This window comes from Kitasatospora sp. NPDC097691 (genome assembly GCF_040302665.1).
Taxonomy (GTDB): domain Bacteria; phylum Actinomycetota; class Actinomycetes; order Streptomycetales; family Streptomycetaceae; genus Kitasatospora.
On record NZ_JBEORY010000021.1, the window covers coordinates 41118 to 56785 of the forward strand.

Annotated in this window: 11 protein-coding genes; 3 read left to right on the forward strand and 8 right to left on the reverse strand. The window is 73.2% G+C overall.

Going from position 1 to position 15668, the window contains the following annotated elements; all coding sequences use genetic code 11:
• Window positions 1–96: 96 nt before the first annotated feature.
• Both dnaG and ABTY56_RS17250 read right to left on the reverse strand, forming a co-directional pair.
• Window positions 97–2001: a DNA primase gene (gene dnaG, locus ABTY56_RS17245; protein ID WP_350629636.1), complete on the reverse strand. Its 1905-nt coding sequence runs from the start codon at window positions 1999–2001 to the stop codon at window positions 97–99.
• 116 nt (window positions 2002–2117) lie between these two features.
• Window positions 2118–3425 carry a deoxyguanosinetriphosphate triphosphohydrolase gene (locus tag ABTY56_RS17250; protein WP_350629637.1) on the reverse strand — a complete coding sequence of 436 codons (1308 nt, stop codon included), beginning with the start codon at window positions 3423–3425 and terminating at the stop codon, window positions 2118–2120.
• A gap of 115 nt (window positions 3426–3540) precedes the next feature.
• On the opposite strand from ABTY56_RS17250, the gene ABTY56_RS17255 reads away from it, so the two are divergent.
• The gene (locus tag ABTY56_RS17255; RefSeq protein ID WP_350629638.1) at window positions 3541–4455 is read left to right on the forward strand and encodes a DUF3592 domain-containing protein; all 915 of its coding nucleotides are present in this window, start codon (window positions 3541–3543) and stop codon (window positions 4453–4455) included.
• Between the two features lie 67 nt (window positions 4456–4522).
• Here ABTY56_RS17255 and ABTY56_RS17260 read toward each other — a convergent pair whose 3' ends face one another.
• Both ABTY56_RS17260 and ABTY56_RS17265 read right to left on the reverse strand, forming a co-directional pair.
• The gene (locus ABTY56_RS17260; protein WP_350629639.1) at window positions 4523–5521 is read right to left on the reverse strand and encodes an SGNH/GDSL hydrolase family protein; all 999 of its coding nucleotides are present in this window, start codon (window positions 5519–5521) and stop codon (window positions 4523–4525) included.
• 212 nt (window positions 5522–5733) lie between these two features.
• Window positions 5734–6678: a PAC2 family protein gene (locus ABTY56_RS17265; protein ID WP_350629640.1), complete on the reverse strand. Its 945-nt coding sequence runs from the start codon at window positions 6676–6678 to the stop codon at window positions 5734–5736.
• A 645-nt stretch (window positions 6679–7323) separates the two neighbouring features.
• Between ABTY56_RS17265 and ABTY56_RS17270 the strand changes: the two genes are divergently transcribed.
• Window positions 7324–8058, forward strand: a complete 735-nt coding sequence (locus ABTY56_RS17270; protein WP_350629641.1) for a GNAT family N-acetyltransferase — start codon at window positions 7324–7326, stop codon at window positions 8056–8058.
• Here the strand turns inward: ABTY56_RS17270 and ABTY56_RS17275 are convergent.
• On the reverse strand, window positions 8048–9304 hold the full coding sequence (locus ABTY56_RS17275; protein WP_350629642.1) for an ADP-ribosylglycohydrolase family protein: 1257 nt from the start codon (window positions 9302–9304) through the stop codon (window positions 8048–8050). The genes ABTY56_RS17270 and ABTY56_RS17275 overlap by 11 nt on opposite strands.
• 109 nt (window positions 9305–9413) lie before the next feature.
• Here ABTY56_RS17275 and ABTY56_RS17280 point away from each other — a divergent pair, with 109 nt between their 5' ends.
• A complete protein-coding gene (locus tag ABTY56_RS17280; protein WP_350629643.1) occupies window positions 9414–10409 on the forward strand; it encodes a putative endonuclease domain-containing protein in 996 nt (331 codons plus the stop codon).
• Between the two features lie 34 nt (window positions 10410–10443).
• Here ABTY56_RS17280 and ABTY56_RS17285 read toward each other — a convergent pair whose 3' ends face one another.
• The 3 genes from ABTY56_RS17285 to dusB form a co-directional block, all read right to left on the reverse strand.
• On the reverse strand, window positions 10444–10971 hold the full coding sequence (locus ABTY56_RS17285) for a ribonuclease (protein ID WP_350629644.1): 528 nt from the start codon (window positions 10969–10971) through the stop codon (window positions 10444–10446).
• A gap of 222 nt (window positions 10972–11193) precedes the next feature.
• Window positions 11194–13902 carry a pyruvate, phosphate dikinase gene (ppdK, locus tag ABTY56_RS17290; protein WP_350629645.1) on the reverse strand — a complete coding sequence of 903 codons (2709 nt, stop codon included), beginning with the start codon at window positions 13900–13902 and terminating at the stop codon, window positions 11194–11196.
• A 564-nt stretch (window positions 13903–14466) separates the two neighbouring features.
• The gene (dusB, locus tag ABTY56_RS17295) at window positions 14467–15636 is read right to left on the reverse strand and encodes a tRNA dihydrouridine synthase DusB (RefSeq protein WP_350629646.1); all 1170 of its coding nucleotides are present in this window, start codon (window positions 15634–15636) and stop codon (window positions 14467–14469) included.
• Between the last annotated feature and the right edge of the window lie 32 nt (window positions 15637–15668).

The window sequence follows — 15668 nt, forward strand, 5'->3', positions numbered from 1 at the left end:
GCGGACCCGCGCTGTACGGAGGTGGGACGCCCTCCAGTGTGCGGTACGCCACACTCCGTGGCCGATACTCGTGCGCCGACTTTCTGCGCAACCGTCCTACAGCGCCGCGGCACCCCGGCTGCGCAGCGCCTGCCCGTACTGCTGGAGCTGCCACAGCTCGGTCTGCACCGCGTGCAGCTGCTCGGCGTCGGCCCGGTGGCCGAGCCGCTGGAGGTAGCCGCGGACCTCGTCGATCCGGCGGTCGACGGCCAGCAGGCGCAGCTTGACCAGGAACTCCCCCGCGTAGATCGCGTCCACCTTGCGGCGCGAGCGCACCGGCTCGACGGTCAGCTCGGTGACCAGCGAGCGCACCCGGTCGTCCGGGGAGGCCTCGCGCACCGCGCTGGTGAAGTCCGGCAGGGTCGCGCCGTACGCCGCACCGCCCGCCTTGGCGATGGCCTGCCGGACGGCGCTGTACGGCGGGGTCGGGAACTCGTCCTCGCCGTAGTGGTCGAAGGCCGGGCTGACCAGGTCCGGGTGCTGCAGGGCCAGCTTGAGCAGCTCGCGCTCGACGAACTGGGCCGGGTCGCGCGGGTTGAGCCGGAAGGCGGACTGCGCGGGGCGCGGCGGCTGGACCGGCTCGGGGCGGCGCTGCGCGGCGCCGCGCGGGTTCTGCTGGCGCTCGCGGTCCCAGCGGGCCAGCTGGGAGACCCGGCGCACCACGAAGGGCTCGTCCAGGATGCCGAGCATGCCGGCCAGCCGGACGGCGTACTCGTGCTGGATCGAGCGGTCCTTGATCTTGGCGACGATCGGGGCCGCCTCCTCCAGCGCCGCCGAGCGCCCCTCCGGGGTGTCCACCCGGTGCCGGGCCACCACCGAGTTCAGCGCGAACTCGAACAGCGGGACCGGGTTGTCGATCAGCTGCTTGACCGCCTCGTCGCCCTGGGCCAGGCGCAGCTCGCACGGGTCCATGCCCCCGGGGCTGACCGCGATGGAGGTCTTGGCGGCGAACTTCTGGTCGTCCTCGAAGGCCCGCAGCGCGGCCTTCTGGCCCGCCGCGTCGCCGTCGAAGGTGAAGACCGTCTCGCCCCGGTACTGGGAGGTGTCCATCAGCAGCCGGCGGATGATCTTGATGTGGTCCTCGGCGAACGCGGTGCCGCAGGTGGCCACCGCCGAGGTGACCCCGGCCAGGTGACAGGCCATCACGTCGGTGTAGCCCTCGACCACCACCGCGCGGCCCGACTTGGCGATCTCCTTCTTCGCCAGGTCGATGCCGTACAGCACGTGGGACTTCTTGTAGATCGGCGTCTCGGGGGTGTTCAGGTACTTCGGGCCGTTGTCGTCCTCGCGGAGCCGGCGGGCGCCGAAGCCGACCACCTCGCCGGCGATGTCCCGGATCGGCCACACCAGCCGGCCCCGGAAGCGGTCGATCAGGCCGCCGCGCTGGCCCTGCGAGGCCAGGCCGCCGAGCAGGATCTCCTTGTCGGTGAAGCCCTTGCCGCGCAGGTAGCGGACCAGGTGCTCCCAGCCGGCCGGCGCGTAGCCGACGCCGAAGGTCGTGGCCGCGTCCTCGTCGAAGCCGCGCTCGGCCAGGAAACGGCGACCGATCTCCGCCTCCGGCGAGGCCAGCTGCTCCCGGTAGTAGGCGGCGGCCACCTTGTGCGCCTCGACCAGGCGGGTGCGCTCGCCCTGCTGGTGGCGCGGGCTGTAGCCGCCCTCCTCGTAGCGCAGCGTGATGCCGGCCTGGGCGGCCATCCGCTCGACGGCTTCGGCGAAGGTGAAGTGCTCGATCTTCATCAGGAAGGCGATGGTGTCGCCGTTCTCCTGGCAGCCGAAGCAGTGGAAGACGCCCTTGGCGGGGTTCACGTAGAAGGAGGCGGACTTCTCGTCGTGGAAGGGGCAGACGCCCTTGTACTCGCCGCCGCCACCATTGGTCAGCTGTACGTAGTCGCCGACCACCGCGTCGATCGGCAGTGCGCTGCGCACCGCCTGTACGTCTTCGTCCCTGATCCGCCCGGCCACCCCGGAAGTCTACTGGGGTGGCCGGACTTTCCGGCTGCGCCCGGGGGCGGGGCCGCTCACGCCCGGGCGGGGCCGCTCACGCCCGGGCGGCGCCGCTCACGCCCGGGCGGCGCCGCTCACGCCCGGGCGGCGCCGACGAGCCTGGCGTGCAGGGCCAGGGCCGAGGCGTCGGTCAGGGTCGCGATCTGGTCGATGACCGTGCGCAGGGCGGCCCGGTCGTCCTCGGCCTCGCGGTACATCGCGGCGAACACCGGGTCCAGGCCCTCGGGGGCGCGCCGGGTGAGGACGTCCGCCAGCTCGGCGATCACGACCCGCTGGCGGGCCCGCAGCTGGGCCTGCTCGTCGCGCTGCATGACGAAGCGGACGGCGAGCGCCTTGAGCACCGCGCACTCCAGCCGGACGTCCCGCGGCACCACCAGCTCGGCGGCGTAGCGGGTGAGCCGGCCGGGGCCGTAGCGGGCGCGGGTGGCCTGCTCGGCGGCCAGGCAGAAGCGGCCGATCAGCTGGCTGGTGAGGTCCTTCAGCCCGGCCCGGTCGCGCGCGGTGCCGTCGTACGAGCGGGGCCACCACTCCTGGGCGAGCAGCCGGTCCAGGGCGGCGGCCAGCTCCTCCGGCTCGGCGTCGGACGCGTAGCGCCGGGCGACCTCGAAGACCTCGACGCGCTCGCTCGGGGCACGCAGCGCGGCCGGGTCGATGTGGCCGGCCTGGAGGCCGTCCTCGACGTCGTGGGTGGAGTAGGCCACGTCGTCGGACCAGTCCATCACGGTGGCCTCGAAGCACTTGCGCCCGGCCGGGGAGCCGGCCCGCAGCCAGCGGAAGACCGGCAGGTCGTCCGCGTAGACGCCGTACTTGGGCGAGGCCGGGTCGACGGGGTGGTCGCCCTTGGTCCACGGGTACTTGGTGGCGGCGTCGAGCGCGGCGCGGGTCAGGTTGAGGCCCACGCTGCGGCCGGGCCAGGGGGCGAGCCTGGTCGACGGCTCCTCCTTGGGGGCGAAGCGCTTGGGTTCGAGCCTGGTCAGGATGCGCAGCGACTGGGCGTTGCCCTCGAAGCCCCCGCACTGCTCGGCGGCCTGGTCGAGGGCTTCCTCGCCGGTGTGGCCGAAGGGCGGGTGGCCGATGTCGTGGGCCAGGCAGCCGGCCTCCACCAGGTCCGGGTCGCAGCCCAGCGCCGCGCCCAACTCCCGCCCCACCTGGGCGCATTCGAGGGAGTGGGTGAGCCTGGTCCGCGGGAAGTCGCTGCGCATCGGGGCGACCACCTGGGTGGTACCGGCCAGCCTGCGCAGCGCCGCCGAGTGCAGCACCCGGGCGCGGTCGCGCTGGAACGCCGTCCGGCCCGGGCGCTTGTCGGGTTCGGGGACCCAGCGGGCCTCGGCGGAGTGGTCGTACGGGATCGGGTCGGCGAGGCGGTACGCAGTGTCGTCCATATGCCCCTCACGGTACGCCGCACCCCCGACACGCGGGGTGTGCCGCGCACGAAGGGGCGCGGGCGGGAGCGTGAACCCTTGCCCCCACGCCCTTGCGCGCCACTACGCTGCCACCATGTCCGACTCATCGTCACCGGCCGGCCCGCGTCCGGCGCGGATGCCCGAGCTGGTCCTGCGCGGCCCCCGCGTCCAAGCCCGGCTGGAACGGCGGCACGTGGTCGTCGAGCAGGGCGGGACGACCCACCGGATCCCCGTCGAGGCCGTCGAACGCGTCGAGTCCCGGCCGGGCGTGGTGGAGGTGGTGCTGCACTCCGCGACCGCACCCGGCACGGTCTTCGCGATAGGCCACCGCAACCGTCGCGCGGCCGAGGCGTTCACCCGGGTCCTGTCCGACGCGCTGCCGGTCGCGGACCGGGCCGCGCGGCCGGTGGACGGCGCGGCCCTGGTGACGACGGAGCACGAGGAGCGTGCGCCGGCCGGGCGGCTGCGGCTCCTCCTGTTCTCCTGGCCGGGCCTCCTCGGCTGCGTCTACCTCTGCGGCCTCCTCGCCATCCCGTTCGGCCCCGCCGGGCACCGGACGGGCGCGGCCGTCCGGTGGCTGCTCAGCCCACTGGCGATCGGGGCGGCCTACGGCGCCTGGGACCCGATGCTCCGCACCCTCAAGGGCTGGGTGCTGCTGAGGCGGGGCATCACCGTGGTGGCCCGGGTCGTCGGCCACGAGACCGACGACTCCGGCGAGAGCACGCTCCACTACGCCACGTACGAGTTCGTGGACGCGACGGGCCGCACGCGCACCCACACCGAGGAGGACAAGGAGGAGTACGTCCTCTCGGACACCGTGCAGATCAGCTACGACCCCGACGACCCCCGGCTGGTCCGGCGGCGCGACCGGCTGGGTCCGCGGGTCCTCGGAGCCGGCGCGGGCCTGCTCCTGATCGCCCTGCCGCTCGCGCTCCTCGGGCTGTACCTCAGCGTCGGCTCGATGTGGGAGGTCTTCACCACGACCGGGGCTGCGCCCGGAGAGCGGTAGCCCCCGGGCGGTGGTAGCCCCGGGGGCGCCGGCTCAGCCGCGATGGCGGTTCAGCCCCGGGCGGCGGTCAGCCCCGGACGGCCTTCAGGACGACGCCGGCCACCGCCTCCTGCCCCTTGGCGTTGGGGTGGATCGGCGCCAGGCCGCGGGCCGGGAACGGCGGCTCGATCCACCGCTCGCCCTCCCCCGCGCACATGTCGTGCCCCGCCGAGGGCCCCGCCGTGTCCACGAACACCGCGCCGGCGTCCTCCGCGTGCTTCTTGAGCATCCCGTTGAGCTGCTTCTCCTTCTCCACCAGGAAGCCCAGGTCGGGGAGGGCCACCGTCCTGCCGAGCACCGGCAGGCAGCTCGACGGGTCGGCCGGCAGCAGCGTCGGGTACCCGATCACGTACACCCGGGCCTGCGGGGAGCGCCGCTTGATGTCCTGGAGGGCCCGGCCGAGCCGGTCGCCCGCGGTGTCCACCTTGCGCTGGACCTCGTCGGTGCCGTCGGCCGCGGAGTAGTGGTCACGGCAGGGCGAGGCGGCATGGGTCTGCTTGATCACGCCCTTCACCGCGTCCACCAGGTTGTCCTTGGCGCATTCGAGCACGACCTCCATGAAGCCGGCGTCGTTGCCGCCGATCCCGAGGGTGACCAGCCGGGTGTCCGCGTCCAGCGCGTCCAGCTGGGCCGGGTTGCGGCCGTTGCCGGTGGTCTGCGGCCCGGTCAGGTCCTCGGTGGTGGCACCGCTGCAACTGACGTCCCGGAACTGCCCGGACGCCACACCGAGGCCCTTGGCCACCAGCGACGGGTAGTCGACCCCGGAGCGGAAGCAGCCGCTCGGCTCGCCGGTCTGCGGCGGGATCTGCATGCCGGCGGTGTACGAGTCGCCGAGCGCGACGTACGGGCCGCTGGGCGGCGGGGTGGGTGTCGCGGACGGGGTCGCACCGGCCTGCGCACGGCCGGGCACGGCGCCCGCGAAGCCCTTCCCCCCGCTGTCCGCACTGCTCCCGCCGGTGCACCCGGCCAGCAGCAGCGCGGTCAGCCCGGCCGTCACGGCGACGGTCGGGCGTGTGGTCCTGGGCATGGCATCCCCCCGGGGGTACGACGAGTCACGGTCGGCTCCTCATGGCAGCCCGTCCCCCGGGCACCTCATGCTCCAACGTACGGCTGCCGAGGATGACTCCCGCCTCCGCGAAATCCTCCCAAGGGGAATCCGCGTCCCCGACGGGGACGCCGCCGGGGCCTTTCCGCGCGTGGCGCGCGCGTTCCGCTCGTGCGGCGCGCGGCGCCCTGCGGCTACTCCGCGCCGCGCTCGTGCTCGGCCAGGAACTGCTCGAAGCGCCGCCCCAGTTCGTCCGCCGACGGCAGGTCCGCCGGCTCGGCCAGCAGGCTCTCCCGGCCCTCGGCACCCGCCACCGCGTCGTACTGGCCCTCCATGCCGCGGATCGCCGAGCGCAACTCGCCGTCCCCCTGCGTCAGCTGCTCCTCGATGTCGGCGTAGACCTCGCCGACCCGCTCGCGCAGCCGGGTGCCGGGCAGCACCAGCCCGGTGGCGGACTGCACCGCCTCCAGGACCAGCACGGCCGCCGCCGGGTAGGCCGAGCGGGCCACGTAGTGCGGGACGTGCACGGCGAAGCCCAGGACGTCGTGCCCGGCCTCGGCCAGGCGGTACTCCAGCAGCGCCTGCGCGCTGCCCGGCACCTGGGCCTGTTCGAACCACTGCGGGTACCCGGGCGCGAGGTCGAGCCGGTTGCCGTGCGGCGTCAGGCCGACCGGGCGGGTGTGCGGCACGCCCATCGGGATGCCGTGGAAGTCGATCGAGAGGCGGACCTCGAAGCGCTCCACCAGCTCGCGGACGGCGCCCGCGAAGCGCTCCCACTCGACGTCCGGCTCGGGGCCGCTGAGCAGCAGGAACGGCGCGCCCGCCGCGTCGTGGACGAGCTGGAGCAGGATCTCCGGCGGGTCGTAGGACGTCCAGTGGTCGCGGTCGAAGACCATCGCCGGGCGGCGGGCCCGGTAGTCGACCAGCCGGTCGTGGTCGAAACGCGCCACCACCTGCGGCGATCCCGTCTCCAACAGGTGGGCCACCACCTGGCCGCCGGCCTCGCCGGCGTCCATGAAGCCCTCGAAGTGCTGGAGCAGCACCAGACCGGCGCCGGTGTCGCGCAACTGCGCGGTGGCGGCGGCCACCGCGGCCACGCCCTGCTGATCCAGCTCGTACAGCGCCTGGAAGTCACGCACCGCGCACCCAACCCCGTTCTCTGCTCGTCGTCCGACCGGCTTCTCGTCCTCTCCAGCGTGCCGGGCGCCGCCGGAATTCCCGCCACGCCGGACGACTCGCCCCGGGCCGTGGCCGACCGGTCCGGACCATGATCGCACCCGGGGGAAGAGTCCCTGGTCACGGGCGTGCGGAGGCCCGTTCCGGGGCGCGCCCGAGCGGCCCGCGCGGCCATTCGCGCGCCGCGAAGTGACGCACCGCCTTCTGGCGGGTATCGTCCTCTCGCTGCCTCGCATCGTCGCGTCGTCGTCACGTCGTCCGTAACGCCGTCGGCCACGTCCCGGTCCGGTGCTCGGCCAGCCACCCACGACGCATCTTGCCTTCACCTGGCCGCCTGCTTCCCTTCGCGCTCTCGTTCCCTCTTCGGCCATTTCGCGGACGCACACTGTCCCCTCGCTCTTCCCGCCGGACCGGTCCGAGGACCCGTGTCCGTTCCGGCACCCCGCGCCGCCCGTTCCGGGCCGCCGCCCCCGCCCCGCCCGACCGGATCCTCCGGCGTGCACGGCTACCCGGCGGACGGTCACGGGCCGGGGCGAAACGTCCACCGCACCCCGTGCTGCACCCCGGCCCGGGCTGCACCCTCCGACCGATGAAGGACCGAAGGTTCCGTGCCCGTACCTGTCATCCTCACCGGCCGCACCGTGCGGCTGGAGCCACTCGCCGCGCACCACGCCGAGGCCATCGCCGAGGCCGGCGCCGAGGACCGTACGACTTACGCCTTCACCCCCGTCCCGCACGGCCTGGAAGCGGCCCGCGACTACATCGCGCGTGCCCTCGCCGACCAGGCCGCAGGACGGTCGCTGCCGTTCGCGACGGTGAACGTCGCCGACGGCCGGGTGGTGGGCTCCACCCGGTTCCTGGAACTGGACTACTGGCAGGGCCCGATGGTGTGGCCGCCGGTGCCCGGCGTGCCGTTCGGCGATCCGGCCACGGCCGTGCCGGACGCCGCCGAGATCGGCAACACCTGGCTCTCGCCGCGCGCCCAGGGCACCGGCATCAACACCGAGGCCAAGCTGCTGATGCTGCGCCACGCCTTCGAGACCTGGGGCGTGCAGCGGATCTCGCTGCGCGCGGACGCCCGCAACCAGCGCTCGCGCGCCGCGATCGAGCGGCTCGGCGCGACGGCGGAGGGCGTGCGCCGGGCCCACTCGCGCGGGCTGGACGGGGTGGTGCGCTCCACCGCGTTCTACTCGATCCTCGACGCCGAGTGGCCGGCCGTCCGGGACATCATCGAGCTGCGGATCGCCGCCGCCACGTCGCCGAGCGCCCCGGATCCGGCGATCAACCAGGAGTGCCTTAGACAGGGCGGCAGCGGCGCCGGGCACCTGATGATCACGGCCTGAGGGCGGACCGCTCACCGCTCGCGGCGTTCCGCAGGATCCGGGCGAGGAGGTCCGGGTTCCCGTCCGGGTCCTGCGGGAACCGGTGGTGGGCCGTCTCGGCGACGGCGGAGACCGGCCGCCAGCCGTTCCGGACGCGGACGACGGTGACCTCCCAGCGGGCCCGGCCGTCCGCACGGCACAGCCGGAGGGTGCCCTCGCGGGTGTGGAGCCGCCAGCGGTGGTCCGTCGTATCCGGACCGGATCCGGTCCGGATGCGCTGCCACTGCTCGTCGGTCCACACCACGTCGGGGACGGGGAAGGGCCGCGGCACCAGCATCCCCTCACGGCCCTCGCCGCCGGGGACGCTGCCGGGCTCCGGGAACGCCCAGTCGGGCAGCGGCTCGCGGGCGGCCAGCCAGGCGGCCGGGATGCCGCCGGTGCCGGTGCGGGCCGCGACCACTCCCCCGGTGACGGCGGCGACGGTGTCCATGTCGCCGCCCGCCGCGATCGCCTCCCGGACGGCGGTGCGGTAGTCGGTCAGCCTCCGGGCCGCGCACCACAGGGCGTACGGGACGGTGTCGGCGGCGGACGTCCGGCTGCCGTTGCCGAGCACCCGGGCGGCGACCCGGAGGTCTTCTTCGGCGGCCAGGTCGATCGCCTCCCGAAGTCCCTCGTGGACGGCGCCCAGCGGGGTGTGCAGGGCGACCGCACCCAGGAACTCCTGCGGTGTCGTGCTCGCGGTCCGGGCCCGGACCGCGAGGGCGGCCGCCACCGCGACGGCGATGGCCCCGTCCACCGCCTGTGGGTGGGTGTGGGTGACGACCGCCGTACGGGCGGCCAGCTGGACGACCTCGTCCAGGTCCTCGAAGTACGCCGCCCCGAGCGGCGCGACCCGCATCGCGGCGCCGTTGCCGTACGAGCCCTGGCCGTCGAAGAGTTCGGCGGCCAGCCGCCGGGCGTCGCCGCCCTCCCGGACCAGCCGCAGCATCCGGTTGGCGGCCGGGCCGTAGCCGCGGTCGAAGTCGTGGCGGCAGGCGAAGGCGTGGGTGAGGTCGAAGGTGTCGATCGAGCCGCGCTCGGTGTGGGCGGCGTACACCGAGCAGGCCATCTCGGTGTCGTCGGTCCACGGCCAGGGGCCGGGCGGGTCGGTGCGGGCGGCGAGGTGGGCGCGGGCGGTTTCGGGGACGAAGAACTGGGCGCCGAGGGCGTCGCCGACGGAGAGGCCGTCGAGCGCGTCGAGCGCGGGGCCGGTGTGTGGGGTCGTCATATGGGCCTCAGCTCAGCCGGTCGGGCGCCGCTTCGTCAACACGTTTGCCGGGAAGCCCCCGACGAGGGATGTTTCGCATACCTCCGATTCCGGCGGGCAGCACCCTGGCATGACCCGCACGAACCCGCTCCACCCGGTCGCCCTGCTCGGCGCCGACCAGCAGCACATCACCACCCGGGCGCAGCTGCGCCGGCTCGGGGTGCCCTCCGGCACCATCGCCCACCGACTGCGGCCGGGCGGGCCGTGGCAGCAGGTGCTGCCCCGGGTGATCTGCCTGCAGAGCGGACGATTGACGGCTCATCAGAAGCTGCGGGCGGCCCTGGCCTACGCGACCCCCAAGGGGCGCGAGCCGCGAGTCGGCGAGGTACTGCTGACCGGCTTCGCGGTGCTGGCCGACGCCGGGCTGCCGAGCGCCGGCCACCCGGCCGACGTCGGCGCGGTCGACGTCCTGATTCCACGTCAACGTCGGGTCTGCGACCGGGAGTTCGTCCGGATCCACCGCGCGTCCGGCGTGATGCCGGGCGGCTTCGAGCGGGACGACGGACTGTGGAGCACCACCGTCGCGCGGGCCCTGGCGGACCTCGCCCCGGGCGAGACCGGGCAGCGCCGGTTCCGGGCGCTGTGCGCCGAGGCCGTCCAGCGGCAGCACTGCGAACTCGGCGAGCTGCTCGACCAGTTGCTCACCCGGCCGGGCGCGCTCGGACTGCCGCACGTGGCCCGGGTGGTGGAGGACCTGACCGCCGGGGTGCGCTCGGTGGTCGAGGGCGAGGCCCGCGAACTGCTCGCGCACGCGGGTCTGCCCGAACCGCTGTGGAATCCGGTGCTGTTCCTGGACGGGCGCTTCCTCGCCGTCCCGGACGCCTACTGGCCGCACGCCTGCGTGGCGCTGGAGGTCGACTCCCGGGCGTGGCACCTGCGCCCGGCCGACCACGAGCGCGGCCTGGCGCGCGCCAACCGGCTCACCGCCGCCGGCCTCCCGGTCGTCCGCACCACCCCGGTCCAGCTCCGCCGCGACCCGGCCCCGGTGCTCCACGAACTGACCGCCCTGGTCACCACCGGCCCGCACGGCCCCCACGGCCGCATCACCTGGCGCCGCGCGAGGTGAGCCGGAGGAGGCGGGACGGGGTGCGGACGACCGCTCAGCAGCGGGGGTCGATCTCCTGGAAGGTGGCGTAGTGGTCCCCGGACCAGTACTGCTCGCCGGCGTTGCCGGTGACCACGCGGCGGGTGCCGCGGTCGTCGGAGCCCGGGGTGACGACGGTGTACTCGTGGTAGTAGCCGTCGGACTTCCGGGGGAGGCGGCTCTCGCGGTTCTCGAAGACGATGCCGTCGCGGCTGTAGGGGTAGGGGCCGCCCTTGGCGATCAGGCCGAGGGTGTCCTGGGCCTGGCTGGGGAGCTTGGTGCGGCAGACGTCGGCCAGTGCGGGGTCGGCGGGGACCCAGACGCCGGACGGCGGGGACGGCTTGGGGGCCGAGGGCTTGGGGGCCGCGGACCCGGCCGTCGAGGGCTGCGAGGTCGAAGGGCCCGCGGTGGCGGCCGCCTTGGGGCTCGCGGCGGCCTTGGGGTGGCTGCCGCCGCCCTTGTCGGCGAGCAGGTAGCCGACCCCGGCGAGGACCGCCAGGATCAGGACGGCCACGACGACGAGCGGGCTCTTGCTTCTGGTCATGCGCCCCAGCTTGGCAGGCGCCGACGCGCCGACCGTCGTGTCGCACACGTGGCCGAGGCCACACGGACGTACGGCCGGGCGGGAACGGACGCCGTTGTCCGTTCCCGCCCGGCCGTTTCACGTACGCCGGTTCTCCTGCGCCGAGCTCCGGTGTACGCCCTCCCGGTGGGAGGGGGAGCGGTCAGTCGTGCCCGCGCGTGAGGAGGGGATGCCTTCCCTCCCTCAGCGCGAGTCGCTGCCCGCCGACTCGATGGCGGCGCGGCCTGCCTCCAGGCGCGCCACCGGGATCCGGAAGGGGGAGCAGGAGACGTAGTCCAGCCCCACCTCGTGGAAGAAGTGGACCGAGTCCGGGTCGCCGCCGTGCTCGCCGCAGACGCCGAGCTTGAGGTCGGGGCGGGTGGCCCGGCCGGCCTCGACGGCGTGCTTGACCAGCGAGCCGACGCCGTCGCGGTCGATGGTCTCGAACGGGGAGACCCCGAAGATGCCCTTCTCCAGGTAGGCGGTGAAGAACGAGGCCTCCACGTCGTCCCGGGAGAAGCCCCAGACCGTCTGGGTCAGGTCGTTGGTGCCGAAGGAGAAGAACTCGGCGGCCTCGGCGATCTGACCGGCGGTCACCGCGGCGCGCGGCAGCTCGATCATGGTGCCGAGCTTGATGTCCAGCTGGACGCCGGTGGACTGGGCGACCTCGGCGAGCACCCGCTCGCACTCGTCGCGGACCAGCTCCAGCTCCTGGACGGTGCCGACCAGCGGGATCATCACCTCGGGGCGCGGGTCCCCGCCGGCCAGCTTGCGCTCGGCGGCGGCCTCGGCGATGGCCCGGACCTGCATGCCGAACAGGCCGGGGATGACCAGGCCGAGGCGGACGCCGCGCAGGCCGAGCATCGGGTTCTGCTCGTGCAGCTTGTGCACCGCCTGGAGCAGGCGCAGGTCGTTCTCGTTCGGGTCCTTGCGGGCCTCGGCGAGGGCGACGCGCACCGACAGCTCGGTGATGTCGGGCAGGAACTCGTGCAGCGGCGGGTCGAGCAGGCGGACGGTGACCGGCAGGCCGTCCATCGCCTGGAAGAGCTCCAGGAAGTCGCCCTTCTGCATCGGCAGCAGGGTGGAGAGGGCGAGCTCGCGGTCCTTGTCGTTGTCCGCGAGGATCAGGTGCTCGACCTCCTTGCGGCGCTCCTCGCCGAGGAACATGTGCTCGGTGCGGCACAGGCCGATGCCCTGGGCGCCGTAGCGGCGGGCGCGCCCGCCGTCCTCGGCGTTGTCGGCGTTGGCGCGCACGGCCAGCCGGCGGCGGCCGTCGGCGTGCGACATCAGCCGGTGCACGGCCTGGACCAGCCCGCCCTGGACGTCGGCGCCGGCGTGCAGGGTGCCCTCGAAGTACTCGACCACGGGGGACGGCAGGACCGGTACCTCGCCGAGGTAGACCTTGCCGGTGGCGCCGTCGATGGAGACGACGTCGCCCTCGTGGATCACCAGGCCGTCGGCGGTGGTGAACTTGCGGGCCTTGGTGTCGACCTCCAGCTCCTCGGCGCCGCAGACACAGGTCTTGCCCATGCCGCGGGCGACGACGGCGGCGTGCGAGGTCTTGCCGCCGCGCGAGGTGAGGATGCCCTCGGCGGCGATCATGCCGTCCAGGTCGTCCGGGTTGGTCTCGCGGCGGACCAGGATGACCTTCTCGCCGGAGCGGGACCACTTGACGGCGGTGTAGGAGTCGAAGACGACCTTGCCGATCGCGGCACCCGGCGAGGCCGCGAGGCCCCAGGCGATCTGCTTGGACTCACCGGTCGGCGCGAAGCGCGGGAACATCAGCTGGGCCAGCTGGCCGCCGGTGACCCGCATCAGGGCCTCGTCCAGGTCGATCAGGCCCTGGTCGACCAGCTGGACGGCGATCCGGAAGGCGGCCGCGGCGGTGCGCTTGCCGACGCGGGTCTGCAGCATCCAGAGCTTGCCGCGCTCGATGGTGAACTCGATGTCGCAGAGGTCGCGGTAGTGGTTCTCGAGCTTCTGCATGATCGCCATCAGCTCGTCGTACGACTTCTTGTCGAGCTTCTCCAGCTCGGACAGCTGCAGCGTGTTGCGGATGCCGGCGACGACGTCCTCGCCCTGGGCGTTGGACAGGTAGTCGCCGTAGACGCCCTGGGCGCCGGTGGAGGGGTCACGGGTGAAGGCGACGCCGGTGCCGGAGTCCTCGCCGAGGTTGCCGAAGACCATGGTGCAGACGTTGACCGCGGTGCCGAGGTCGTTCGGGATGCGCTCCTGGCGGCGGTACAGCCGGGCGCGGTCGCCGTTCCAGGAGTGGAAGACGGCGTGGACGGCGAGGTCCATCTGCTCGCGCGGGTCCTGCGGGAAGGCCCGGCCGGTCTCGCGCTGGACGATGCCCTTGAACACCTCGACCAGTTCCCGGAGGTCGGAAGCGTCCAGGTCCAGGTCGTTGACGGTGCCCTTGGCGTGCTTGGCCGCGTCCAGGGCCTCCTCGAACAGCTCGCCGTCGACGCCCAGCACGGTCTTGCCGAACATCTGGACCAGGCGACGGTAGGAGTCCCAGGCGAAGCGCTCGTTGCCGGACTGGGCGACGAGGCCGACCACCGAGGCGTCGGAGAGGCCGATGTTCAGGACGGTGTCCATCATGCCGGGCATGGAGAACTTCGCGCCGGAGCGCACCGAGACCAGGAGGGGGTTGTCGGCCTGGCCGAGCTTCTTGCCCATCTCCTGCTCGAGGGCGTCCAGGTGGGCGCTGATCTCCTCGTGGAGGGAGGAGGGCTCGCTGCCGGTCTCCAGGAAGACCTTGCAGGCCTCGGTGGTGATGGTGAATCCCGGCGGGACGGGGAGGCCCAGGTTGGTCATCTCGGCCAGGTTCGCGCCCTTGCCGCCAAGAAGATCCTTGAGGTCCTTGTTTCCTTCGGTGAAGGAGTAAACAAACTTCTGCTGGGACGGCACGGGTCGGTCTCCTCGTACGCGGTTGCCCTGACGCCGGAGAACATACCCATTTCGAAGGCACTTCTCTGCCCTGAATAGGCCACCCGAGGCTGGTACCGAGAGGTAACCCGCTAGATCGAAAGCACATAAAGGCGTTCACCTCTGTTGGTGAAATCGTCCGCCTGACGCTAGCCAGCCTTCAACTCTTGAACGCAACGAAACCCGAAGATCACACGATCCGGACGCTGGGTAGCGGCCGTGGGTCCGTCGCGTTGCCCCGGCTTGATTTCCTGCACCCGGATCGCCCGATCCCCGGCCGACCGGCTTCGGGAAGCGATTCACGGCCGACCTGTCCATTTCGTCCACTGACCCGGCATCAGTCCCTGCGGCGTGTGGCAAGCGTCACCAGCGCGTCTCGCCGGTCGAACGTAGAACGCCTCCGCCGATCGTCGCACAGCGTCCAGAAACGTGCCCGTTCCGTGACATCCGAACGCCGAAAAGGAGCCCTCCTGTCCAGAATGGACAAGAGGGCTGGGACCTAGTGGCAATCGGGCCGGAGGGGCCGGTTTTGCCAGTCCGTACAGATCATCCGCCAGAGGTGTCCGATTCGGCGTCCGCACCCGGCCGGGCACAGTCGTACGGATCGTCCAACCAGCCGTCCGGCAGGACCACCCGGTTGTTGCCACTGGTGCGCCCGCGCGGGCCGTCCGCACCGGCCGGCCAGCCCTGGGACTGCTCCACCTCGGACAGCGTTTCGGCCAGTTCGGCCAACGAGGAGGAGTTGGCCAGCCGCACCCGCAGCTCGGAGCCGACCGAGAAGCCCTTGGTGTACCAGGCGACGTGCTTGCGGAAGTCGATCACGCCGCGCGCCTCGTCCCCGATCCACTCGCCGAGCAGCTGGGCGTGGCGCACCATCGCCCGCGCCACGTAGCCGAAGTCGGGACGGGCGTAGTCGACGTCGCCTTCGAAGATCGACACCAGGTCCTTGAACAGCCACGGACGGCCCAGGCAGCCGCGGCCCACCACGACGCCGTCGCAGCCGGTCTCGCGCATCATCCGCAGCGCGTCGTCCGCCGACCAGATGTCCCCGTTGCCCAGCACCGGGATGTGCGCCGGGACCGACTCGCGCAGCCGGGCGATCGCCGACCAGTCGGCCGTCCCGCCGTAGTGCTGGGCGGCGGTGCGCCCGTGCAACGCGATCGCGGACACGCCCTCCTCGGCGCCGATCCGGCCGGCGTCCAGAAAGGTGAGGTGGTCGTCGTCGATGCCCTTGCGCATCTTCATGGTCACCGGCAGGTCGCCCGCGTTCGCCACGGCCTCGCGCAGGATCTCGCGCAGCAGGTTGCGCTTGTACGGCAGCGCGGAGCCGCCGCCCTTGCGGGTCACCTTGGGGACGGGGCAGCCGAAGTTGAGGTCGATGTGGTCGGCCAGGCCCTCGTCCGCGATCATCCGGGCGGCCTTGCCGACGGTCACCGGGTCCACCCCGTACAGCTGGATCGAGCGCGGCTTCTCGCTCGGGTCGAACTTGATCAGCTGCATGGTCTTGGCGTTGCGCTCGACCAGCGCCCGGGTGGTGATCATCTCCGAGACGTACAGGCCCTTGCCGCCGCTCTGCTCGCGGCACAGGGTGCGGAACGGCGCGTTGGTGATGCCGGCCATCGGCGCCAGCACGACGGGCGGCCACACCCGGATCGGGCCGATGTCGAGCGGCGCGAACTCGGCGTCGGACGCGGTGGGTGCGGGCGTGGCTGTCATGCGCGGCTGACCTCGGGTAGGGGGACGGGACT